The sequence below is a fragment of the Pseudoalteromonas sp. PAST1 genome (assembly GCF_021532515.1).
Classification (GTDB): Bacteria; Pseudomonadota; Gammaproteobacteria; order Enterobacterales; family Alteromonadaceae; genus Pseudoalteromonas; species Pseudoalteromonas simplex.
Genome location: NZ_JAKGBH010000005.1, coordinates 1 through 23,620 on the forward strand (window position 1 = coordinate 1; position 23,620 = coordinate 23,620).

Below are 23,620 nucleotides of genomic sequence, written 5' to 3' on the forward strand. Positions count from 1 at the left end.
CAAAACTGTATTTTCCCGCCTCAATTTACTCCTGTTTTTAGAGTAAATTCCTCAAAAACTGTTACCACTCTTTAAGTCAATAAATACGGGGTGGTAACAATTTTTCATTTGTCGAAAACGACATTATCTACACCCCAAGAGATATTGTTGAGCTAACAACCTCTTTGCTTTTCACCAACGAAGATGACCTAACCAGTTCGGGCCTAGTGCGCTCAATTTATGATCCTACCGCTGGTACAGGTGGCTTCTTATCAACGGGTATGGAGTATGTTCATAACCTTAATGAAAAAGCCTCGTTATCAGCGTTCGGGCAAGAGCTAAATCCTGAATCCTACGCAATCTGTAAAGCGGATATGCTTATCAAGGGGCAAAAGGTCGATAACATTAAGTTAGGTAATACGTTATCAAACGATCAGCTTCGTAATGAAAAGTTTGACTACATGCTGTCAAACCCACCGTTTGGTGTAGATTGGAAGAAAATACAAAAACACATTAATGACGAGCATAAAAACAAAGGCTATGAAGGCCGATTCGGCCCTGGTTTGCCAAGAGTCTCTGACGGCTCATTACTCTTTTTGATGCACCTTATTAGCAAAATGCGCCCAGAAAACGAAGGTGGTTCACGTATTGGTATCATCTTGAACGGTTCGCCACTCTTTACTGGTGGTGCAGGTAGCGGAGAAAGTGAAATTAGACGCTACATTCTCGAAAGTGATCTGCTAGAAGCCATCATCGCTTTACCAACCGATATGTTTTATAACACAGGTATTGCCACCTATGTTTGGGTGTTATCCAGCCATAAACAGGCCAATCGTAAAGGTAAGGTTCAGCTTATTAATGCCTCAAAAGAGCGAGCCAAATCAGGCGGTCGTGGTCGCAGTAGTGGCGGTGAAGTGGAAGGTGATGATGAGAACGTATTCTATGCAGCAATGCGTAAATCACTGGGTAGCAAACGTAAAGAACTGACAGAAGACGGCATCAAAGAAATAGTTAAAACCTATGGTCAGTTTGCTGAAAACGAATTTAGTAAAATCTTCGACTACAAAGAATTTGGTTACCGCCGAATTACGGTGGAGCGCCCGCTGCAATTAGCAATTTATCCTAAAGACGAACTGCGTCTTGAAGCCCTACAAGCCGATAACGCTTGGGCGAAAATGGATGAGACTACCCAGCAAACTATTTTGGATTCACTCTCTTCCTTTGAGCAAGATAAATACTTATCTCGTGACAAGTTCCTTAAGCAACTAAAAGTTAAAGTGGAGCGAGAAAGCGCAGAAAAAGCCGTTAAACTCAGCGCAGTTCAACTAAAACTTATCGTCAAACATCTTGGCGAGCACGATGACGAAGCAGAAGTATGCAAATCAAAAGACCAAATTGAAGCCAACCCAGATTTGCGTGATAACGAAAACGTGCCACTGACTGAAACGGTTACTGATTACTTTGCTCGTGAAGTGCTACCACATGTGCCGAATGCGTGGATTGATCAAAGCAAAACCGACCCTAAAGATGGCGAAGTAGGTATTATTGGTTATGAAATCCCATTCAACCGCCATTTCTATGTATACGAACCACCAAGAGCATTAGAAGAAATTGATGCGGATTTAGATGCAGTATCGGCTGAGATTATGCAGCTACTTAACGAGGTGCATTCATAATGACAGGTCGTTATAAAGCATATACAGAATATAAAGATCCTGACATCAAATTTGTGAGTGCTATTCCATCACATTGGATTACAACTAAAGTTAGACATATATCTGCCTTTGGCAGAGGTTTAGCAATAACAAAAGCCAACCTTCAAGATACCGGTATACCATGTGTTAGCTACGGTGAGGTTCATTCAACGTTTGGCTTTGAAGTTGACCCTAAGAAACACCCCCTCAAATGTGTAAGCGAAGAATACTTAGTTTCATCACCATATGCCTTGTTATCAAAAGGTGATTTCGTTTTTGCCGATACTTCTGAAGATATAGATGGTTCTGGTAACTTCACTCAGCTCGTTAGTAATGAAACTTTGTTTGCAGGATACCATACGGTTATCGTTCGCCCTTCGCCAGATAACTACTACAGGTTTGTGGCATACCTCTTCGACTCTCCTGAGTTTAGAACTCAGGTTCGAAATGCAGTTAAAGGTGTGAAAGTGTTTAGCGTAACTCAAGCTATTTTGAAGAACGCTAACGTGTGGCTCCCTTCATTTGAAGAACAACAAAAAATCGCCAATTTCCTCGAATACGAAACAGCTAAGATTGACACCTTAATCGCTAAACAAGAAAAGCTGATTGAGCTGCTAAAAGAAAAACGCCAGGCAGTGATTTCTCACGCAGTGACCAAAGGACTAAACCCAGATGCCCCCATGAAAGATTCTGGTGTGGAATGGTTAGGTGAAGTGCCAGAGCATTGGGTTGTTAGTCAACTGAAGCATCACGTAAATACAGTGAATGGATTTGGTTTTAGTTCAAATGACTTCCAAGATGAAGGCGTACCTTTCATTAGAGCTGGAAATATCAAGAACAAAACAATTGTTAAGCCTGACATACATCTACCTCAGTCGGTTGTAGACAAATATCAACGGGTAATTATGAATGCTGGTGAACTAGTCATCAGTATGGTTGGAAGTGATCCTAAAATCAAAGCCTCTGCGGTAGGACAGGTAGGTCTTGTCCCTTCGTCTTTGGCTGGCTCAGTACCGAATCAAAACGTGGTTATTCTTCGAGAAAAAAGCTCATTAATTAAACAGTTTCTCTTCTACGTTGTTTGTGGGACACCATATAGATATCATTTAGACGTATTTAGTCACAAGTTAGCAAATCAATCCATAATTAGTTCATCTCTGATTATCAATGCCCACTTCGCATTTCCGACATTAGAAGAACAAATGCAGGTTGTTGATTTTTTAGATACACAGCTAAAAAAATATGATGCTCTTGTAGAAAAGGCAATTAGTTCGATTGAGTTAATGAAAGAAGGAAAAACGGCTCTAATTTCAGCAGCAGTAACAGGCAAGATTGATGTGCGGGATTGGATAGCATCAGGTGAGGCAAATAATGGGTGAACCTAGAAAGATAGGTGCGGTTTCTACGTTTGTAACTGAAATTGCCAAAATAAAGCCAAGGAAGGGGTATTCACTATTCTTTCGTGGACAAACAAAGGAAAGTTATCAACCTATTCCTTCTGTCTTTCGTAATACCGACCCGAAAGATAAAAACAGCGCTTTGTTCTCTGAAAGAGAGCACATTATGTTTGAGCAGCTAGTCGCTTCATGCCCAAACGACTTTTTGAGCTGCCAATCAGCATTCGACCATCTTGTAAAAATGCAACATTACGGGCTTCCTACACGTTTACTTGATATCACAAGTAACCCACTTGTTGCACTCTACTTTGCGAGTAATGCTCACTCTGGTCGAGGAAAAGATAGTGCTGATGGTGAAGTTATTATTTACGAAATTAAAGATGAGCACATCAAGTTTCACGGCAGTGATACTGTCTCTGTTATCAGTAACCTAGCAAAAATGGATGAACAATTTGTTTACCCCAACGCAACCAAAGAAGAAAGAACGCGCGAAGAGAGCAATATGGTCGGTAAGCTATTACACTCCATTTATGCTGAAAAACCTTATTTCAAAGATGTGATTGTTCCTGAACACACTTCTTCGATTCAGGCAGTAAAACCCAAACTAGATAATCCCCGAGTAATACGTCAAAACGGTGCATTTTTGATATTTGGAATGGGCGATAATAAAGTAATGCCTTCGCAGGAAATATATAACTTGTACAAAGACGTAGAAGTCAGCTCTGGTTATTTCACTCATACGCAAGACCGTGGGTATGTTTTAAAAATTAATGCTGAAGAGAAAACTAAAATAATTCAATCCCTTGAAGGCTTAGGAGTATCAAAGGCCACTCTGTTTCCTGAAATTGATGAAGTTGCTCAACATATCAAATCTCAAACAGCAGATTACCTAAAGGACTAACCGATGGCAGACTCAACACAAGAAAAAATATTCCAAAATGATATCCTTGATCAAATGCAGTCTCACGGTTGGTTGCTGGGCGAGTCAAACAAGTACAACAAAGAACAGGCTCTTTACCCTGAAGATATAATTGCTTTTGTTAAGGCAACACAGCCTGAACAGTGGGATAAGCTAGCACAACATTTTCCTGCGACAGACCGTAACCCAAATGCAACGGCTGATGCTCTACTCAAGTCACTAGAACAAGAACTAAAAAACGAAGGTACATTATGGGTTTTGCGGAACAAACTCAATAACCGTGGTGCCAAGTTTGACCTGTGCAGCTTCAAGCCCGATCATGATTTAAACCCAACAGCAACAGCACGTTATCAGCAAAACATTTTGCGAGTTGTGCCAGAGCTGGTTTATTCCCCTAATGGCTATGATGGACGTTTAGATTTAACGTTATTCGTAAACGGAATTCCTGTTGCGACTTGTGAGCTTAAATCTGAGTTTAAACAGTCGGTTGATAATGCCAAAGTCCAGTACATGAAGGACAGACAGCCGAAAGATCCGAAAACTCGTAAACCAGAGCCGTTATTAACCTTTAAGCGTGGTGCATTGGTCCATTTTGCTGTGAGTCAGTATAACGTAGCGATGACAACTCGTTTAGCTGGCAAGAAGACCTTTTTCCTGCCGTTTGACCAAGGCACAAGTGAAGGTGGTAAAGGTAATGATGTTCCAGCCTCTTTATCTGCTGAAGGCTCTGACAGCTATGCCACGTCGTATCTTTGGAATGAGATTTTCCAAAAAGATAACCTGCTGCTCATCCTTAGCCGCTACATTCACCTTGAAGTGAAAGATGTTGAAAATCTAGACGGTTCCATCACTCAAAAAGAAACAATGATTTTCCCTCGCTATCACCAGTGGGCGGTAGTTTCTAAGCTCCTTAAAACAGTGGATAGCGAAGGCACAGGGCATAAATACCTTATTCAACACAGCGCTGGTTCAGGCAAATCAAACTCGATTGCCTGGCTATCTCACCAATTGGCTTCAAAGCATTACTACACCGATCACCCTGAGCTTCACAAACAAGCAGGAGATAAGGTTTTCGACTCTGTAATAGTGATCACGGACCGGACGGTTCTTGATAGCCAGTTACAAGACACGATTTACCAGTTTGATCATAATGAAGGGATGATTGCTCGTGTTAACCGAGAAGAAGCGCAAGGCTCTAAATCAGGGCAATTAGCTGGGGAGCTACGGGCCAGTACATCTATCATTATCGTGACTATTCAGACCTTCCCGCACGTTTTGGAGGCTATCCGGAAGGATTCCACACTAGCTGGCCGCAGCTTCGCAGTTATAGCGGATGAAGCGCACTCAAGCCAGACAGGAACGACTGCTCGCAAATTGCGTGAAGTGTTGATGGCGGAGCAGTTAGACGGTGATGAAGAGTTGGACAGTGAAGATATGCTGCGTTTATCACTAGAAGCCCGTAAAGGCTCAAACAAACTCAGCTACTTTGCCTTTACCGCTACACCAAAAGCTAAAACATTAGAGCTTTTTGGACGCAGACCAAACCTTGATGAACCTGCAAGCGACACCAACAAGCCACAGCCTTTCCATGTTTATTCAATGCGCCAAGCCATTGAAGAAGGGTTTATTCTGGATGTTCTACAAAACTACACCAGTTATCGTGTCGCTTATCAATTAGCCCATGAAAATCCTGATCTAGACCGAGAAGTGGACAGCAGAAAAGCCGCTTCAAAAATGGCAAAGTGGGTACGCTTACATCCGTATAACATTGCTCAGAAAGTGGAAACTATCATTGAGCACTTTAATGAAAAAATTAAACACTTGTTGGGCGGTGAAGCAAAAGCAATGGTTGTTACCAGTAGCCGGCTAGAAGCTGTACGTTACAAACTTGCCTTTGAAAAATACGTACAAGAAAAAGGCTATACCAACGTTAATGCAATGGTGGCGTTTTCCGGTGAAGTGAATGATCCTGATTTACCCGATCACCCATTTACAGAAAATAATATGAATCCGGGTCTGCGTGGCCGTGATATGCGTAAAGCATTTGATACCACCGATTATCAAGTGATGCTGGTTGCGAATAAGTTCCAGACGGGCTTTGACCAACCCAAATTGGTGGCGATGTATGTCGATAAACCATTAAAAGGCGTTGAGTGTATCCAAACCCTTTCGAGGCTAAACCGCACCTACAAAGGCAAAGATAAAACCTTTGTGCTCGACTTTGTGAATGACCCTGAAGAGATATTGGCTGAGTTTAAGGTTTACTTTCAAACCGCCGAATTAGCTGGTGTGTCTGATCCTAATATTGTTTATGAGCTAATGAAGAAGCTCGATAAAGTAGGTATTTACCAGTGGCGAGAGGTTGAGGCATTTGTTGAAACTTATAACAACAAACAAGCGAATCAAGCCAAGTTAGCCAATTTGTGTAAACCCGCTGTTGACCGTTTTTCCGTTCGTTATAAAGAAGCTACTCAGGTGCTTCAATCGGCACAGGCTGAATTGTCTAAAGCGAAGATTGAACAGAACGATAAGAAAATAAAGTTTGCCGAAAACAGCGTTAAACACGCAAAGGAAGCACGAGATATTCTGGAAGTGTTCAAGAAAGATTTAATGTCCTTCTATCGCTTCTACGAGTTTACGTCTCAAATCGTCAATTTTGATGATCTTGAGCTAGAGAAGCTAAGTATTTTCGCCAAACATCTTTACTCAATGCTTCGCCTTGATGTGGTGGAGGACGAGATTGATTTATCTGATGTGGTAATGACGCACTACCGTTTACACGAGCAGCGAGAGGCTGACTTGCAACTCGGTATCAAAATTGGTGAAGAACCAAAATCGTATTTGCCTGATGCAAAAGAAGGTTCTGGTGCGGTTCCGAAAGACCCTAAAACTGAACTTCTTAATGAGATCATTCAACGAATGAACGATTTGTTTATTGAAGATGGTTTATCTGAAAACGATATGCTCAATTATGCCAACACCATTGCAGGCAAAATTTCAGAAAATGAAGTCGTTATGGACCAGCTTCGCAGCAACACCAAAGAACAAGCGATGCTCGGTCAATTCCCAGAGTCAATCAACAACGCGATCATTGAAAGTATGGATGTACATAACGAAATGGCGATGAAACTTCTGTCGAATGAAGCAATCGCAAAAGGCTTTGCTGGATTGATGTTTGATGTATTGATGAAAGGGCTTGGTAAGTCTAATGAGGACGGCGCTCGCTAATTGAGCGCCGTGTAAGGAATGGGATAAGTTATTGCAACGAATTTAATTTAAACGCCTTAATTAAACTCCTGCTGAAAATTCATCTTAGATATAAGTTATGCTAAGTGTTTATCGACTATTATATTAAATTTTTCAGAATCTAATACGGATGAACATTCAAATTCAAATACTGAAAAAGGAATATATCTTTCGGACACTTTCCAGTGTGTATACATAACGAGCACTGCGGCTAAAGCTGCTTTAGGATCTAGAGGGTTTTTAGTTACTCTATCTCCCTCTAATTCAATTAGAGTTTCAATGATTAACTCAATTGGCATATCTTCAGGTATAGTTTCAAATTTAGATATATATTCATCAGAGATACTTACAACATTTTCTTCAACCCTTAAGAGTTTTTTTGCTTTAAACACCTAGCCTGTTTTGCCTTAATTTTAGATCTTTGTTTACGTTTTGTTTTATTACTCATTTTTAAATCCCAAATGCTTTAGGTTGTAGTGAGGTTAAAGTTATGGGTTTGCCTGAATAATATCCTATATAAGCATTTGATTGTCCATTAATTTAATTTTAAACGCATACTTAAATAAATTAGTTTGAATCATAAAAATTCTGTTAAATGCTCACTCCACCACTCCATCATCTCCCGTCTACGAGCTAAATATTGAGCTCGGTTATATGCTCGTCTAACCTCATTTTTATCAATGTGGGCCAGTGCGCTTTCAATTAAATCAGGGTCGAAACCCTTTTCATTTAGAATTGTGCTACCTAAGGCTCTTAAGCCATGAGCTACTAGAATGTTTTGAAAGCCCATTCTTTTTAATGCAGCATTTGCCGTTTGTGGATTGGTATGAGTTCTAGGATTTCGGTCCGCAGGAAATATATATTCTAAATGAGCACTTATTGGTTTCATAAGATCAAGCAAGTGTAGTGATTGCTTAGTTAAAGGAATTTTATGCTCCTTCCTTGCTTTCATTCTTTCTGCAGGAATAGTCCAAATTGCATTTTCAAAATCTATTTCAGACCACTTAGCACAAGCTGCTTCTGATGGCCTGCACAATGTGTGTAATTGCCACTCGATAAGGCATCGCGTTGTATATTTTATACTTGCACGATTTAATCGCTCTAATAATTCAGGTAATCTTTCTGGCTCAATGGTATTCATGTGATTACGTTTAGGAGACTGAAAGGCACTTTTAATTCCAGCTAATGGATTTGCATGGATAATTCCCGTATTGACGGCATACGTCATGATTTCATTTACACGTTGGCAAAGACGTCTTATTTGCTCATAAACTCCTCGGGCTGCTAAGGGTTGCATCACTTCAATAACCAAAGGAGCTGTTAAGTCTCTTATTGCTCTATCTCCTAGTCTAGGAAATAAGTGGTTTTCTAAAGAACTCCATAAATCCTCAGCATAGCCTTCTGTCACAGTAGTCTTTTTTATTTCGAACCACTTTTGAGCCACCAGCCTAAAAGTGTTTTGAGCTTCGCTTATTTCAAATGCCTCTGCCTGTTTTTTGTGCTCTTTTGGATCAATGTTTTTTGCAAGCAATGTGCGAGCTTCTTCTCTTAATTGCCTAGCTTCTTTTAAAGTAATTAGTGGGTAAGTACCAAAGCTAATATTTGTTCTTTTTTTGGTATAGGGAGGACTATATCGAAAGATCCAAGATTTAGTTCCTGATGTAAGAACTCTTAAAATTAAACCTTCGCCATCTGATAACTCATAATTTTTATCTGATGCTTTAGCTCTTTTTATTTGAGTATCATTTAATCGAGTTGCTACTTTAGGCATTGTCTGCACCTGCTGAATGTGGTCACTTTGAATTTATGGCCCATGGCTTTTGGCCTATCAATTTGGTGGGCCACTCTATGGTACATCGTAACCCGAAAAGTGCAAAACAACGTCGAACAGTACAGATACAAAAAACCCCTCAAACCTAGAAGATTTAAGGGGTTTCAGGTCGTCTTCGGTGGTAACCGAACACTATATTGGTGGAGCTGGGGGGATTTGAACCCCCGTCCGAAAAGCCTCGACCTTTGGTACTACATGCTTAGTATCGTCTTTTAGTTAACCTTATACAGCTCGGACGAACACGATCTGCAAAGGCGAGGCCGCTTAGTTTTAGCCCTTCAACCCCGGCCAGGGTTTCCGTAGCGAGTCCGTGTAGGGTGACACTTCAGAACCGGGTCCACAGACATACACCGGAGAAGTGCTAGCGGGCTATTATGCCGCTAGAGCGTAGTTATCGTCGTTTGCGATTACTTTAAATTGCGGCTTTTTTACGAGGCCAACCGCACCTCGACATGCACCTCGGGCGTCTTGAATTCCGTCGAATCCTAATCAGCCCCTGAATTTGGTATCTCATTCAGAGTGTTCGTGCAGTATAACTGAGTAGCCTGTTCAGACTCAAGGCATTAATCGGGAAATTTTTGCTAAGTGCCTTTGACTGCTGAAATTTCAAGCAGGAAAAGTCAGTTTTATACATATTTTCACATTTTAATCATACAAATCCTTAACATAGTACAAAAGTTGTGCTGAAATAGGAAACGTTGTTACCCTTCTCCAAAAATAACCTGTAACAACACATAACTATAATAACAGGCAGTTTTTTACAGGGCTTTTCAGATGTCGATGTTTTCATTCGATGAACAAAGTGGCTATGTCTCTTTGTGTGAGCATCCTAGGGATGCGGGTTTTCCTACTACGAGTTCTCAATTAATTGAATTACTTGAGCAGTCGCCTTATGCCAACTACGAATATATTGATGCCAATATAGGTAAGCTGTTCATACCTAGCAGCCAATATCAAAACCAATCTTTAGTGGTTGCTAAAGCCGTTGATGCTCACCTTGAAGTAAAAGTCGATGCTAAAAACATGGTGGTTGAAGCAAGCTTAACAACAGCCCGTGGCGGTAAAATTGTTAGCATGGATATGGCGCAAGAGGTGCTTGCAGAGGCGGGAGTGATTAAAGGCATTAGTTTACGTGCCCTTGATACTTTTTTAGGCCAACAATTTAAGCAACCACCCGGCGCCCATTACAGCGCAATTGTTGCCCATGGCAGAATGCCTAAAGAAGGCACTGATGCTAAATTTGTACGCTTATGCTCTACAGCACAAGACCGCGTTCTTAGCCCGCAAGCGACCTCTGGCGGTAAAGTCGACATGCGTAATTTAGGTGCCATTATTACCGTTAAACCCGGCACGCCATTAATGCAACGAGTGCCTGCAACACCCGGTGAAGATGGCTTTACGGTGTTTGGTGATGTGATGCCAGCTAAGTCCGGTAAAGACTTACCTCTTGAGCCATTTGAAGGAACGCGTATCGATCCAAACAATAGCAATATGTTAATTGCCGATGCTAAAGGCGTGCCTGTTGCCCTACCCCGCGGTATGCGCGTGGACGATGTATTGTGCTTTCATCATGTTGATGTAAGTACAGGCCATGTCGAATTTGATGGCAGTGTCATTATCAGCGGTGATGTAAAAGATGGTATGCGCGTCAAAGCAACGGGTGATATCACTGTATTAGGCTTTGTTGAATCAGCCACAATTGAAAGTAAAAGTGAAGTCACCGTGATGCTTGGGGCTGTTGGCAGAAAACGTGAAAACGTTGAAAACTTTACCTGTAACATCACGGCTTCGCGCACTATCTCTGTTGGTTATGCTCAGTACTGCCATATAAAAACAGAGCAAGATTTATTCATTGAACGTCAGGCTTTGCATTGTGATTTAAGTGCTCGCCGCCTTATTCGAGTCGGCAAAGCTAATAACCCGCGAGGCAAAATCATTGGTGGCAATATTTTAGATGCGATGCGAATTGAAACCGGTGAGCTTGGTGCGCCGTCAGGCACTAAAACACGGGTTTTCATTGCTCAGTACTGGCATGATTTACGCCAAAAGCAGCAGCAAATTAATGACTTTGAAAAACTATTAATGACGAAAGCAGCTGCCTTACAGCAAGCACGCAAAAAGGCCAATAAAATACCCGACCCAGCTCAACGGGCGCATTATATTAAAAAGATCACTGCCAGCGAGCAGCAGATTAAAATTAAAACAGCCAACACAAAGAAAAAGAAACACTTAGTGAAAATTAAGATTGCGCGCTTATTAGCAACAAGTCGCTTAAAAGTGAATGAATTAATGCATCCAGGGGTGGAGCTTAAGATAGCGCAAGAGAGTAAACAGTTTTCACGTATTTACCCTCCTAACATGGTGCGTTTTTTTGAAGGTAAGATCACTCAGTCGTTTTAACGGCTGAGTCTTGCTCCTCTTCTGTCGCTTCAGTTTCAGGCAATGGCCAACCGCCGAGTTGTTGCCAGCGATTAACGATTAAACAAAACAGTTCTGCTGTGCGCTCAGTATCATATAATGCTGAGTGAGCTTGTTTATTATCAAACTCAATCCCTGCCGCCCTACACGCTTTAGCTAATACTGTTTGCCCTAGTGCAAGGCCTGCCAATGATGTGGTATCAAAGCTAACAAATGGATGAAATGGCGTGCGCTTAATTTTACAACGCTCAATGGCGGCATTTAAAAAGCCGTGATCAAACGCTGCATTGTGTGCTACTACCACTGAACGCTGACAACCCGCTGCTTTTTGTGCCTTGCGCACAACCTTACAGATTTCTTTAATCGCTTCTTCTTCAGGCACTGCACCACGCAGCGCAGAAAAAGGATCAATACCATTAAACTCAATGGCCGCTTGTTCAATATTCGCGCCTTCAAATGGCTCAACATGAAAATGCACCGTATGATCAATACTTAACACGCCGTCGTCATCCATTTTAAGTACAGATGCAGCAATTTCTAATAACGCATCGGTCTCTTTGTTAAAACCTGCGGTTTCAACATCAATCACAACAGGAAAAAAGCCACGAAAGCGTTTTGCGAAAAGAGTTTGTTCAGTATTTTCCATAGTCTTCTTGGTTTGCCAGTGTAAGCTGGCTATTATGTCAAAAACCACGGCTACTCTGCTAGAGTAAATAGTGTGAAATCGCAGATTCTTACTGAGTTTTTAGGCACATTACTTGCTTTATATTAATCAGCTAGCCCTGTGTTTAGTATGCTGAAGCAATTAAACACAAAAATTGCCAATTATTTGGCATTGATGATTTGTTGGAGAATTACCGTGATGAAGCTTTCATTACTTCCTTTAAGCCTAGGCCTATTAACCTCAGTTGCAAGTATAAATGCGCATGCAGCCATGCGTGAGTATACCGCTAATGCTGATATGTCGAACTGGCAAATGGTTAAAACATCTCGTTTAGAATGCCAATTAAATCATGAAGTTCCTTACTATGGTGAAGCAATTTTCAGCACCACTGCCAGTAAAAATAAAGACGTAAACTTTAACCTTGATATGGTCGTACGCCCAGACAACTACAGTATTGCTGGTCTAAAAGCCGTACCACCTAGTTGGCGTGCAGGTATGCCTGCTCGCGACTTAGCAAACATGAAGCTATTACGTAAGTTTGACGGCGAGCTTGGTAACAAAACTGCTTGGGAAATGCTCACCGAACTAGAAAAAGGTTACCAACCGACATTTTATTACCAAGACTGGCAAAACAGTGCCGATAAAATTGCCGTTGGTTTATCGAGTGTCAACTTTAAGCAAGCCTATTGGGCGTTTTTACAGTGCCGAGATGCAATGCTGCCATACAGCTTTGAAGATATTTCGTTCACAGTGATGAACTATGAGCCTAATACCAGCAAACTGACTAAATCATCACAAAAACGCTTAGATAAAATTGGCGAATACTTAAAGTACGACACCAACATCGAATCTATTTCAATATCTTCTTACACCGACAGCTACGGTGGTCGCTGGAACAACCTCGAATTATCAAAAAAACGCGCTAAAGCGATTAAGGATTACATTGTTAGCTTAGGGGTCGATGAAAGCAAAGTAGATACCGATGGTTACGGTGAAAAGCGCCATGTTGCTAGCAACGACAACATTTTAGACCGAAAAAAAAACCGTCGTTTAGTCATTCAAATTGCAAAAATGTAGCCGCCGAAGCGGCTACTAGCCTTAACTCATTTCTACCGACTTCACACGTTTAAAGCGCTTAAGCCACTTATCGCCAAACTGAAAAAACGCGAGACTAATCATAATGATGATCGCGCCAACAATCAGAGCTTGGTCAATGGGCTCATCATTAAGCAAACCACCTAAAGCAATTGCAAAACTTGGTGTGATCAAGGTTGTTAATGCGACCGTGCTGGCGTTCAACTTTTGCAATACATGAAAATACGCCAGCGCACCAATTAATGATCCAAACACGCCTAAGTAAACAATTGAGTACAGTGATTTTGCACTCCACATCTGGCTATTAAGTTGGCCATCTACCAGCAACCAAGTAATAAAAAACAGCGGGGTTACAAAAACCAACGCACCAAATGTGGTGGCCATTGGATGAATAGCAATTCTTACCCGTTTGATCATCACACCGCTCAAACTAAAAAAGCACACTGCCATAAATACATATAACAGGCCACTAAGCTGCTCTACTCCCCCTTGAATATGGCGCTGGCTTACTAAAAATAAACCAATTAAGGCACAGCCAAGTGCGCCAAGCTTAATGGCGCTGAACTTAGGTTCGTTCAAGATCTTTTGCGCAAGTAAACCCGATAAAATTGGTGCAAGGCCAAACATTAATGATATTAACCCAGAAGGCACTGTTTTAGCGGCCATGTAACTTAATAACATACCGCCAAAAATACCTATGCTTGAATAGCCATAAAGGAATAAAGCTCGGCGATGCCAAGGCACTCGGATATTGGCAACAGCAACGACAAACGAAGCCAACACCAGCCCCACCAGCATGCGTAAAAACACAGCCAGGGTTGGTGCTACCGTTTCACTACTCCAAACAATACCCAGTGGTGTTGTTGACCAAATCACCACCATTAAAAAATATGAGGCTTTAACAGGCACTAGCTTATTCCTTTAAAAAGGCGAAAAAAGCGGAAGAAAATTTAAAAGGGAAATAACCAACCGCTTAGAACGCGGTTAGTAAAACTTACTTAATTAACCGCAGCAAATAACAGACCATGCGACTGATGAGGTCAGGCGCATACAATTGTTTGTTGGTCGTTGGTTTAGCTGCATCATGGTATTTAATAAAGTAAGTTGAAGAAGCTTAAGAATCCGCCTAAATGGTGATTTTGTCAACACGAATACTCATGCTATTTGGCAAAAAGTTTTTTGCTGATTTCAACAGCCTGTTTGCACATGTAAATCATAGGTTACATTTAATTTCTTTGATTTATAACAAAACTATTTAAGTTTTGTTAAACAAGTTATATCTTGCTTGCCTCTCACGAAGTTTAAGGGGCAAAAAGTGCTTAAAAATAAAACAATAGGTAGCATGTTAATTGTTGCTGGCACCACCATAGGTGCAGGGATGCTGGCATTGCCTATCGCCTCCGCAGGGCTTGGTTTCACAACAGCGTTATCACTTATCTTACTTACATGGGTTTTAATGACCTACACAGCATTACTGATGCTAGAGCTACATCAATATGCCGACAGAGATGCAACCCTCAATACGTTAGCTAAGTCATGGTTAGGTAAACGTGGGCAATGGGTCGCTAACTTTTCGGTGATGTTTTTGTTTTACGCATTATGCGCTGCGTATATCGCAGGTGGTGGTGCGCAATTACAAGAAAAGCTCAACAATGGTTTATCGCTTTCTTTAGCGCCGCAAGTTGGCTCAGTTATTCTGGCTGTTGTGATTGGTACTGTAGTGACACTCGGTACCAGCAAAGTCGATAAGCTTAACCGCGTACTGTTCACTATTAAAGTATGCGTACTAGCCAGCTTATTTTATATGCTTACACCTTATGTTCACGGTCAACACTTACTTGAAATGCCGATTGAACAAGGTCTGATTTTATCTGCAATCCCGGTGGTGTTTACCTCGTTTGGTTTTCATGGCTCTATTCCATCGATTGTGAAATACGTAGGTTTAGATATCAAAACACTTCGTAAAGTAATGGTGGCAGGTGCAGCATTGCCTTTAGTCATTTACATTTTTTGGCAATTACTTAGCCAAGGTATGATGAGTCAAAGTGACTTACTACAAAGCCAAGGGTTACCCGGTTTTGTAAGCAGTGTTGCTAGCATTGCTCACAGCCCACACGTTGCCACTGCTGTGAACATTTTTGCTGATTTAGCATTAGCCACGTCTTTCTTAGGGGTGAGTTTAGGTTTGTTCGACTTTTTTGCTGATGCATTTAAAAAAGGTGATGGCAGTAAAGATCGTATCAAAACAGCCTTGATCACCTTTATTCCACCGCTAGGCTTTGCGCTATTCTATCCACAAGGGTTTATTATGGCACTTGGCTACGCCGCCATTGCGCTGGTTATTTTAGCGGTATTTTTACCGGTTGCTATGGTCTATAAGCAACGAAGCAGCAAACCTGATGTGGGTTACCAAGTTAAAGGCGGTAATATTGGCTTAGCACTGGCCGCCCTGTTTGGTGTGCTTATTATTAGTGCTCAAGGTTTACAAATGGCGGGGCTTATTCCAGCGATTGGTTAAACAGCTCATCAAAAAAAGCACCCTCGGGTGCTTTTTTTTGTACCTGTGTTTAAGGTGTAATGCCAATTCGCTTAATTAAGTAGTCTATTTTGAGGCAAGAAAACCTTGTTGATAACAAGGCAAAAATTTCGTTATTTAGTTGTTCTAAATGAGAAATTTTTAACGCAGGTAGCGACAGGTTTAATCCCTCAAAATGATTAAGTATTATTGCGGATTGGTATAATTAAAACACCATCGCCTTACCTCGGCCTGATGCTTCAGAAGCTGCATCTAATTTACCGTCTTTATTGATGATCACATGCATATCACCAAAATGGCGTTCATCAAGTGTATAACCCATCTTCTCAAGCGCTTTAACAACCTTTGGTTCAAGACCTGTGTGGTATCTAATCACATTTTTAGGCCATAACTGGTGATGGAAGCGTGGGCTGTCTACCACTTGCTCTGCAGTCATATCAAATTCAACCGCATTTAAAATTGACTCATACACAGAGCTAATAATCGTGGTACCACCCGGAGAGCCAGTTACCATTTTAACTTTGTTATCCTGAAGTAGAATGGTGGGTGTCATTGAGCTCAACATGCGTTTATGAGGTTGGATTTCGTTAGCTTTACCACCAATTGCACCAAATACATTCATCACACCGGGTTTGGCACTAAAGTCATCCATTTCATCATTCAAAATGAACCCTGCACCCGATACAACCACGCCGCTACCGAAGCTTAAGTTGATGGTCGTGGTATTCGCAACGGCATTGCCCCACTTATCTAGAATAGAAAAATGCGTTGTTTGCTCACTTTCGTGTAAACCTGGTTTGATGTTCTCGGTAGTTGAAATGGCATCTGGGCGAATTGTACTTGCACGATTACTAAGATAATCATCTGCAAGTAGAGCTGTTTTTGGCACCTCATAAAAATCTGGGTCACCTAAATATTCAGCTCTGTCGGCAAATACGCGTTTACCTACTTCAGCCAAAATATGAACATAGGTGGTCGAGTTGTGCTCAAGCGTTCCTTTTGGCTTTGCCAAGTCGTACATTTTTAGCCATTGTAAAATAGCAATACCGCCTGAACTTGGCGGTGGCGATGTGAGCACTTCGTAACCGCGCCAATTACCTTTAATCGGTGTACGCGATTTAGCTTGATAAGCTTTTAAGTCTTGCTCAGTAATAATGCCGCCGTGCTGCTTCATAAATGACGCTATGATCTTTGCTGTCTCACCTTCGTAGAAACCAGCTTTACCTTGATCACGAATACGTTTCAATGTGGCGGCAAGTTCCGGCTGCTTAAATACCTTATTTGCTTTGGCATCGGCAAAGTAATCAGCAAAGTTAATGTTCACCGACTTTTTGGCCATTCGCGCAATGTAACGCTCGATACTCGCAGCTAACTTAGGGTGCACAATAAAGCCCTGTTCAGCTAATTTAACTGCAGGTTCTAGCAGAGTCTTCCACTCTAAGCTGCCGTGCTTTTGATGGGCAAGCCACATTCCAGCAACACTGCCCGGTACACCACTTGCGTGAATACCATACACAGACATGTTATCAATAACATCGCCTTTATCATCAAGGTACATATCGCGATGAGCTGCAGCAGGGGCTGTTTCGCGGTAATCAATAAAATCACCTTTACCATCTTTTTGGATCAGCATAAAGCCGCCACCACCAATGTTACCGGCTTCAGGTAAAGTAACCGCTAATACAAACTGTGCCGCAATTGCCGCATCAACGGCGTTACCGCCTTGCTCTAAAATAGCGCGCGCCGTATCACTGCTATAGCTATCTGGCATAGCGACGGCCGCTTGCTTTGCAAAGCTTGATGGATGAAAGAATATCGCGGTAACGATAAATAGATGTGCCGCGTATTTGACTAAACTTGCCATGGTACTTCCTTTTTCTTGATGTTATTTTAACCATTTAGACATGTGAAGCCCATAAGGTCAATTAGTTACGATTAACTTAGCTAAGCTGCTCTTTAGGACATGAATAAAGTACTGCAGGTAATTCACCTTGCTCATCTTGATGGGTATAGTTTTTTACAAACTTAAGGCCCAGCTTTTCCATCACCTTTATTGAGCCTAGGTTATCTTTAAGTGCTGTGGCACTGAGCGACTTTATTTCTTCTGGCTCGCTTACGGCTTTAGCAATGGCAAGTGCCGCCTCAGACGCATAGCCTTTGCCCCAGCTCATTCTTTTAAAGCGCCAGCCAATTTCTAAATCACTAAAATCAGGCTGTTCAAAAAAGCCCATAGGCCTGACTAATATCCAACCGATAAAGGTATTGCTCTCTATGATGTTTACTTGCCAAAGCCCCCACCCTTTTTGCTCATTTTTATAGGCATTCAAGCGTGGAATAAACACCTCTTTAATGGTCTGCATAGTGGATACTTTGCCACGAGTGAGATGTTTCATTACCTCAGGGTCATTATCGAGCTCATAAAGTAGCTCGGCATCATTTTCATCCATTAACCGAAAACTTAATCGTGCTGTTCTAGCTATATTCATTTTTTATTGCTTATACTGCTTAATAGTTAATTAACCATTAGAGAAAAATATGAACAAATTAGCAAGCTTAGTTTTATTAGGCTGTATTGCCTTAACAGGTTGTGATGACGCAGAGCAAGCCAAGAAAGATGCCAGCGAAGCAAAAGATGAAGTAAAGCAAGCGCTAAATGATGCTTGGAGCGACGTAAAAGACGCCACCAACGAGTTTAACGACGACTCACTGCAAGAGTTACTCGAAGAGAGTAAGAAAATGGGATTAAGCATGTATGACGACGGTAAAGAAATTGCTTTAGATGCATGGATTGAGAGTAAAGAAGCGGCTGGTGAGCTTTCTGAAAAAACCAAACAAAAAGCAAAAGAACTGGCTGAAGAATTAAGAGAAGCGCGCGAAAAACGCGAGCAAGAGAAAAATAATTAAAAAGAAAGGGCAAGTATTTACTTGCCCTTTTTTGTTAGTAATTAAAGCTCAAATTCTTTTTTGAATTTTAAGCCAAATTCACTGCGGTCATTGCTGCGCATTACGCCAACAAAACCAGATTGTTGTAAACGACCCACATCGTATACTTCGTTTAACACGTTCTCACCGTAAAGAGTCACTTCAAAGTCACCGTTCGGGTTTAAGTAAGAAATGTTGAAACCCACTAGCTCACGAGAGTCAATGTGTTCACTTTGGTTGTAAACTGATTGACCTTGCATATCGCTACGGTATGAGTAGTTAGCGTTTACTGCCACTGTGCCACCGTTACTTAAATCAATGAAATAAGAAGGTGCGACCATCACAGTCCAACGTGGTGTTAGTGCTGGTGAATCACCTTTACCAATACCTAATACGCCGTCATCTACTTCTGTGATTTCTGAATCTAGGTAACCAATTGCGCTACGAAGCGTAAAGTCATCTGTAAACGCAATTGTTGTTTCAAGCTCGATACCTTGTGCTTTAGACTCACCCGCATTTTCTACGATAGTAACGAAACCGCCACCTGCAGTTGGATCTGAGAATGGTAATGCTAGGTCTGTGTAGTCAGTAACAAACACCGCAAGCATCATAGATACGTCTTCGTGTACTTGACCTTTAAGGCCTAGCTCGTAGTTAATTGCTTTTGTTTCATCGAAAGAAACAAATTGATCAGGACCACCAAATGGACGCGGTGGGAAACCACCTGTTTGATAACCTTTTTGGATTTGGCCATACACGTTCATGTTATTACTAAGCTGGTACGACGCATTTAAATCCCATGTTACTGCATCAAAATCAGCACTTACGTATTTGCGTGTTGCAAACGTTGGGAATAAGGCATCGGCTTCTTTTTTATCTTTCGAATAACGCAGACCACCGCCCACTGTTAAATCGTCGATTAGGTCATAGCTTGCATTGATATAAGCTGCGTATGAATTAGTCTCTTGGTTGATATCAAAGTAACCATAATCACCAAAAGACGCTGTAGTACCATCATTCAAAAGGCCATCAGGTGTGTTGAATGGGCTAAATACAAACGGACCAGAACTTGTGAAGCCATCTTCATTAAAGAAGTATAAGCCAGACACAAAGTCCATATTATCGAAGCTACCATTTAACTGGATTTCGAATGAATATTGATCTGCACCGCCTTCTTCAGGGAACTCTGATAAGTTAAGGGCAACAGCGTCATCATCAAGACCCCCTTCGTATTCTGAGCTACGGTAGCTTGTGATAAACTTAGCTGTATAGGTGTTATTGATATCCCAATCAGCTGTTAATGAAGTACCCCAGCCTGAGTAAGCCGTCGACTCAATACCCGCTACCGTCGTTGCTAAATCATCAGGATCGCTCGGTAACATGTCTTCTGTAAGTAATGGGAAATCACCATTGAATGGGTCATTCGGGTCAAGTGGCGCCGTTAGCTCAATTGTGTATGGTGATTGGCCTGATTCGTTATCAACACCATCAATTGAGAACACAAAAGATAAATCGCTGTTTGCTTGCCATTTAAGCGCCATACGACCACTTAACTCTTGCTCTTCACCAATTTCTTTCTCTGGGTTAGCAAGGTTAATCGCTTCACCTACACCATCGCGTTGTTTATAAGATACGCTTGCCGACATGCTTACAGTGTCTGTAAGGCTGTTATTAAAGTAAACGTCACCGGCTAAACGACCACGGCTACCTACTTTTGCATTTGTAGTCACAATGCCTTCATCACCCGGTTGCTTAGTAATAATATTTACTGCACCACCTAATGTGTTGCGACCATACAAAGTACCTTGTGGACCACGTAATACCTCTACACGCTCAACATTTGGTAATGATAAGTTAGAGCCCATTTGGCGACCAAGGTAAACGCCATCTAAGTAAACACCTACACCCGGATCAGTTGTGATCACATGGTCTTGTAAACCAATACCACGAATGAATACAGATGCATGGGCCGCATTACCTACACCGTAACGAGTGATGTTTAGGTTAGGTACGTATTTACCGATGTCTTCTAGGTTACTCATGTTCGCTTTATCAATCAGGTTTTCACCGATTGATGTCACTGCTGTTGGCGACTCAAAAATGCTTTCTGTACGCTTACGCGCTGTTACTTCGATTTTTTCGAAAGCATCTTGTTTAGCAGTGGTTTTTTCTTGCTCAGCAAAAGCTGAAGTAGATAATGCAGCAACAATAGCTACAGTTAACTGTGAGAGGTGACGTAATTTCAATTAAAACTCCAAAGGATACCGTGTGTGTGTATTTTTACCCGTAAATTTCAGGCATAAAAAAAGACGCTTAGGTGTAAGCATCTTTCCTCTGGAGGGGTATTATATGTCAGTTTTGTGAAAATATGTATAATTTTTTTAATTTAATGCTGATTATATTAATTTAAACAATTAAATGTATGACAATTTGAATAATCTCTTCAATTAAATGACTATTGCAATTAAAATTATTGCGCAAATTCAAAGAGTAACATAACAGCAGTATAAATTTATCCTATTCCCACGCATTTAGTAGTAGTTAGATTATTCTATCGTAACACTTCAATTTGATTGAATTTTAAACAAGTAATAGTCTATGCTTTTATTTGACCCCATTTTGCAAGGAGCAAATTTTGAAATTACTCACCCCCTTACGTGCTGCAATTTTAATAGCAGTCGCTGCGGTCTCATTGACCGGATGCCAGCTTACTTCAAGCGAACTACCCGCAATCAGTGATTCAGGAACAAAAAACTCAGGTCACGTAGTATGGCATGATTTGATCACACCAAATTTGTCACAATCGAAAGCATTTTATAGCAGTGTGTTTGGTTGGCAGTTTCAAGCCGTTAACGACAGCTATACGCTGGCATCATTAGACGGAAAATTAATTGCAGGTATGGCAGAGCTTGATAATAAACAAAATGCCAGCCACTGGCTGAGCTTAATCAGTAGTAAAGACATCGCTGCCGTTAGTGAAAAAACTATCAAAGCCGGAGGAAAAGTCTTAGTAAGTAGTACCGAAATTAAAGGCCGTGGCACTATTGCTGTATTAGAAGATCCTCAAGGGGCTGTTTTTTCACTGATCAATACAGTTAGTGGTGACCCTGAAACTCGTCAAACCGATAACGGCTGGATTTGGCAAGAAGTATGGAGTGATAACCCAGAGCAGAGCAAAGCCTTTTACCAATCACTTGGTAATTATTCAGCACAAAATAAACCGCTTAATAATGGCAATTACAGTTACTTAGCTTTAAATGGCACACCTGCGATTGGCTTTGTAAAAAAACCAGATGCCGAGATAGGCAACACATGGGTGAACTACATTAAAGTAGCCGATGTTGACGCGACCCTATTAAAAGTAACCGCCGCAGGCGGCATAGTTCTAATGGCACCAAATGACAAAGTAAGAAGTGGCAGCGTCGCAATTATTCGTGATCCAGCGGGTGCTGGTATTGTAATTCAGGAGCAAATGTAATGAATAAAAAAATGATTCGCTTAGCTGCTCTTGCGGCCGCAATGTTAGCTTTAAATGCCTGCACCCCATATGCAAGCCTAGATATTAATGCGCCATTTAAAGTAGGTCCTGTGTACGTTAACCCAAGTATTGGCATTGGCGGTACACTTTAATCAATTTCAGGGCGCTGCGTTTTAAACAAAGCGCCCTATTCATTAGTGTTTTACTTTTAAGCGTTGCATCTGGGTCAGCACATCTTCAGCTTTGGCGCCTAGGTAAACGTAAATTGCTAGTGCAATCAACAGACCTACCACAGCAAACATCATCAATACAGCAGGTATAACGTACTCAGTTTGCCCGAGTGCTGCTTTAAACATGGTTAGTAAGGCTTCTATCGATACTGCAATCAAAATTGTTGAAATAAAACGTGTGATCGTACGTCTTGTTGAGCTGTGGCGAAAAATATCCTTATGCATGAGGATTTCTTCTTCTAGAATGGTTTTGCCTAAATCAAAAATGGCCAACGCTAAAGTAACAAAGATAATAATGGTAAATGGTTTAAGCGGATCTGACTGAGTGTCTTCGCTTATGACTAAATCCACCATTCCAGCAAACACTTTATATAACAGGTAAAGCACCAAACAGAACAAGCAAGCGACAATTAAGCCATAACCTACCTTAAAGTAAGGGGTCATTCTGGCTCGCTTGGTGTCTCCCATAATAAATTCAATCAGCTCTGTTAAACACACATCGATAACCAAAAACTGCTGTTCATCGTTGCCTGAAGGGATTGTTTTGATCACTGATATACAAAGGTGTTTAGTCGCAGTCGAAATATATGGCGAAGTAAAATGCGGCACGGGTGTTGACGAAGCGAGTAAAAAATAAGGCCGAGCACTTAAGTCCTGCCCAGCCCCAATATGACCCAGTTTCTTGTTGTACTGACGCTTAAAGCAGACATTGTCACCTTGCTGAATGCCTTGTTCATTCAAGCAATATTGCAATTCTAGAAATGGATATTGATTGACGAGCTGTTGGTAGGCTTGCTTGTTAGTCAATGATGCCTGAACGCTGGCAAGTATAGAAAGAAGCAGTTCATGAATAAGCTGTTGCTGCTCTTCATAGCGTTCTATAGCACTTAAATAACTCATTCTGGCCATCTTGCTTCCTCAAAGTAGTGATATCAACTCTAGTTAAGCAAGGAAGACTCCAATTTTTATTTCTATTAATAATCAATTAGTTAATTTCGTGCACGGGAATGACATTAGAATAAAAGCACTATAAAGGTGCGCATTTTGTTTTAGGAAGCACTAAAACGAAAAAAGCTGTAACTCAGTGAGTTACAGCTTTTTAATTTTGGTGCGGATGGGGGGACTTGAACCCCCACGGCCGAAGCCACCACCCCCTCAAGATGGCGTGTCTACCAATTCCACCACATCCGCATACAATTCTGTATGTTGTT

At 41.3% G+C, this 23,620-nt stretch carries 17 protein-coding genes, 1 tRNA gene, 1 other RNA gene and 1 pseudogene; 10 read left to right on the plus strand and 10 right to left on the minus strand.

Annotated elements, in window-relative coordinates; all coding sequences use genetic code 11:
- Nucleotides 1-128: 128 nt before the first annotated feature.
- The 4 genes and pseudogenes from L1272_RS03275 to L1272_RS03290 all read left to right on the plus strand — a co-directional run.
- Nucleotides 129-1,655, plus strand: a pseudogene (locus tag L1272_RS03275) (HsdM family class I SAM-dependent methyltransferase); the annotation flags it as partial.
- The gene (locus tag L1272_RS03280; RefSeq protein WP_235372737.1) at nucleotides 1,655-3,052 is read left to right on the plus strand and encodes a restriction endonuclease subunit S; all 1,398 of its coding nucleotides are present in this window, start codon (nucleotides 1,655-1,657) and stop codon (nucleotides 3,050-3,052) included. The pseudogene L1272_RS03275 and the gene L1272_RS03280, both read left to right, overlap by 1 nt.
- The gene (locus tag L1272_RS03285; protein WP_235372738.1) at nucleotides 3,045-3,971 is read left to right on the plus strand and encodes an FRG domain-containing protein; all 927 of its coding nucleotides are present in this window, start codon (nucleotides 3,045-3,047) and stop codon (nucleotides 3,969-3,971) included. The genes L1272_RS03280 and L1272_RS03285 overlap by 8 nt, the downstream gene beginning before the upstream one ends.
- 3 nt (nucleotides 3,972-3,974) lie before the next feature.
- The gene (locus tag L1272_RS03290) at nucleotides 3,975-7,217 is read left to right on the plus strand and encodes a type I restriction endonuclease subunit R (protein ID WP_235372739.1); all 3,243 of its coding nucleotides are present in this window, start codon (nucleotides 3,975-3,977) and stop codon (nucleotides 7,215-7,217) included.
- Nucleotides 7,218-7,312: 95 nt separating this feature from the next.
- On the opposite strand, the gene L1272_RS03295 is transcribed toward L1272_RS03290, so the two are convergent.
- The 3 genes from L1272_RS03295 to ssrA form a co-directional block, all read right to left on the minus strand.
- Nucleotides 7,313-7,627 carry a hypothetical protein gene (locus L1272_RS03295; RefSeq protein ID WP_235372740.1) on the minus strand — a complete coding sequence of 105 codons (315 nt, stop codon included), beginning with the start codon at nucleotides 7,625-7,627 and terminating at the stop codon, nucleotides 7,313-7,315.
- Between the two features lie 185 nt (nucleotides 7,628-7,812).
- A complete protein-coding gene (locus L1272_RS03300) occupies nucleotides 7,813-9,006 on the minus strand; it encodes an integrase domain-containing protein (protein ID WP_235372741.1) in 1,194 nt (397 codons plus the stop codon).
- Nucleotides 9,007-9,204: 198 nt separating this feature from the next.
- Nucleotides 9,205-9,563, minus strand: a transfer-messenger RNA (tmRNA) gene (ssrA, locus tag L1272_RS03305).
- Nucleotides 9,564-9,840: 277 nt separating this feature from the next.
- Between ssrA and L1272_RS03310 the strand changes: the two genes are divergently transcribed.
- Nucleotides 9,841-11,466 carry a FapA family protein gene (locus L1272_RS03310; protein WP_235372742.1) on the plus strand — a complete coding sequence of 542 codons (1,626 nt, stop codon included), beginning with the start codon at nucleotides 9,841-9,843 and terminating at the stop codon, nucleotides 11,464-11,466.
- On the opposite strand, the gene rnt is transcribed toward L1272_RS03310, so the two are convergent.
- Nucleotides 11,450-12,130 carry a ribonuclease T gene (gene rnt, locus L1272_RS03315; protein WP_138601594.1) on the minus strand — a complete coding sequence of 227 codons (681 nt, stop codon included), beginning with the start codon at nucleotides 12,128-12,130 and terminating at the stop codon, nucleotides 11,450-11,452. The genes L1272_RS03310 and rnt overlap by 17 nt on opposite strands.
- A gap of 216 nt (nucleotides 12,131-12,346) precedes the next feature.
- Here rnt and L1272_RS03320 point away from each other — a divergent pair, with 216 nt between their 5' ends.
- Entirely contained in the window at nucleotides 12,347-13,225 is an 879-nt protein-coding gene (locus L1272_RS03320; RefSeq protein WP_235372789.1) for a flagellar protein MotY, read from the plus strand.
- Between the two features lie 21 nt (nucleotides 13,226-13,246).
- Here L1272_RS03320 and L1272_RS03325 read toward each other — a convergent pair whose 3' ends face one another.
- The gene (locus L1272_RS03325; RefSeq protein WP_235372743.1) at nucleotides 13,247-14,152 is read right to left on the minus strand and encodes a DMT family transporter; all 906 of its coding nucleotides are present in this window, start codon (nucleotides 14,150-14,152) and stop codon (nucleotides 13,247-13,249) included.
- Between the two features lie 406 nt (nucleotides 14,153-14,558).
- On the opposite strand from L1272_RS03325, the gene L1272_RS03330 reads away from it, so the two are divergent.
- Complete coding sequence (locus L1272_RS03330) at nucleotides 14,559-15,761, plus strand: aromatic amino acid transport family protein (RefSeq protein ID WP_235372744.1); 1,203 nt, start codon at nucleotides 14,559-14,561, stop codon at nucleotides 15,759-15,761.
- A 223-nt stretch (nucleotides 15,762-15,984) separates the two neighbouring features.
- On the opposite strand, the gene ggt is transcribed toward L1272_RS03330, so the two are convergent.
- Together ggt and L1272_RS03340 are read right to left on the minus strand one after the other, a co-directional pair.
- On the minus strand, nucleotides 15,985-17,643 hold the full coding sequence (gene ggt / locus L1272_RS03335; RefSeq protein ID WP_166338966.1) for a gamma-glutamyltransferase: 1,659 nt from the start codon (nucleotides 17,641-17,643) through the stop codon (nucleotides 15,985-15,987).
- Nucleotides 17,644-17,719: 76 nt separating this feature from the next.
- Nucleotides 17,720-18,265: a GNAT family N-acetyltransferase gene (locus L1272_RS03340; protein WP_235372745.1), complete on the minus strand. Its 546-nt coding sequence runs from the start codon at nucleotides 18,263-18,265 to the stop codon at nucleotides 17,720-17,722.
- Between the two features lie 49 nt (nucleotides 18,266-18,314).
- Here L1272_RS03340 and L1272_RS03345 point away from each other — a divergent pair, with 49 nt between their 5' ends.
- Nucleotides 18,315-18,683: a hypothetical protein gene (locus L1272_RS03345; RefSeq protein ID WP_054561854.1), complete on the plus strand. Its 369-nt coding sequence runs from the start codon at nucleotides 18,315-18,317 to the stop codon at nucleotides 18,681-18,683.
- Between the two features lie 41 nt (nucleotides 18,684-18,724).
- On the opposite strand, the gene L1272_RS03350 is transcribed toward L1272_RS03345, so the two are convergent.
- Nucleotides 18,725-20,947, minus strand: a complete 2,223-nt coding sequence (locus L1272_RS03350; RefSeq protein WP_235372746.1) for a TonB-dependent receptor — start codon at nucleotides 20,945-20,947, stop codon at nucleotides 18,725-18,727.
- A 389-nt stretch (nucleotides 20,948-21,336) separates the two neighbouring features.
- On the opposite strand from L1272_RS03350, the gene L1272_RS03355 reads away from it, so the two are divergent.
- Both L1272_RS03355 and L1272_RS03360 read left to right on the plus strand, forming a co-directional pair.
- Nucleotides 21,337-22,179 (plus strand): VOC family protein, encoded by an 843-nt coding sequence (locus L1272_RS03355; RefSeq protein ID WP_235372747.1) that lies wholly within the window; start codon nucleotides 21,337-21,339, stop codon nucleotides 22,177-22,179.
- Nucleotides 22,179-22,331, plus strand: coding sequence for a hypothetical protein (locus L1272_RS03360; protein ID WP_167350228.1), 153 nt, complete (start codon nucleotides 22,179-22,181; stop codon nucleotides 22,329-22,331). Before L1272_RS03355 ends, L1272_RS03360 begins: the two co-directional genes overlap by 1 nt.
- A gap of 42 nt (nucleotides 22,332-22,373) precedes the next feature.
- Here L1272_RS03360 and L1272_RS03365 read toward each other — a convergent pair whose 3' ends face one another.
- On the minus strand, nucleotides 22,374-23,318 hold the full coding sequence (locus L1272_RS03365; RefSeq protein WP_235372748.1) for a general glycosylation pathway protein: 945 nt from the start codon (nucleotides 23,316-23,318) through the stop codon (nucleotides 22,374-22,376).
- Between the two features lie 197 nt (nucleotides 23,319-23,515).
- A tRNA-Leu gene (locus tag L1272_RS03370) sits at nucleotides 23,516-23,600 on the minus strand.
- Nucleotides 23,601-23,620 lie beyond the last annotated feature (20 nt).

Excerpts from the sequence above, each read along its gene's own strand:
- L1272_RS03280 (WP_235372737.1), top strand. The coding sequence starts at position 1,655 with ATGACAGGTCGTTATAAAGCATATACAGAATATAAAGATCCTGACATC.
- L1272_RS03285 (WP_235372738.1), top strand. The coding sequence starts at position 3,045 with ATGGGTGAACCTAGAAAGATAGGTGCGGTTTCTACGTTTGTAACTGAA.
- L1272_RS03290 (WP_235372739.1), top strand. The coding sequence starts at position 3,975 with ATGGCAGACTCAACACAAGAAAAAATATTCCAAAATGATATCCTTGAT.
- L1272_RS03300 (WP_235372741.1), bottom strand. The coding sequence starts at position 9,006 with ATGCCTAAAGTAGCAACTCGATTAAATGATACTCAAATAAAAAGAGCT.
- L1272_RS03310 (WP_235372742.1), top strand. The coding sequence starts at position 9,841 with ATGTCGATGTTTTCATTCGATGAACAAAGTGGCTATGTCTCTTTGTGT.
- rnt (WP_138601594.1), bottom strand. The coding sequence starts at position 12,130 with ATGGAAAATACTGAACAAACTCTTTTCGCAAAACGCTTTCGTGGCTTT.
- L1272_RS03320 (WP_235372789.1), top strand. The coding sequence starts at position 12,347 with ATGAAGCTTTCATTACTTCCTTTAAGCCTAGGCCTATTAACCTCAGTT.
- ggt (WP_166338966.1), bottom strand. The coding sequence starts at position 17,643 with ATGGCAAGTTTAGTCAAATACGCGGCACATCTATTTATCGTTACCGCG.
- L1272_RS03340 (WP_235372745.1), bottom strand. The coding sequence starts at position 18,265 with ATGAATATAGCTAGAACAGCACGATTAAGTTTTCGGTTAATGGATGAA.
- L1272_RS03345 (WP_054561854.1), top strand. The coding sequence starts at position 18,315 with ATGAACAAATTAGCAAGCTTAGTTTTATTAGGCTGTATTGCCTTAACA.
- L1272_RS03360 (WP_167350228.1), top strand. The coding sequence starts at position 22,179 with ATGAATAAAAAAATGATTCGCTTAGCTGCTCTTGCGGCCGCAATGTTA.
- L1272_RS03365 (WP_235372748.1), bottom strand. The coding sequence starts at position 23,318 with ATGGCCAGAATGAGTTATTTAAGTGCTATAGAACGCTATGAAGAGCAG.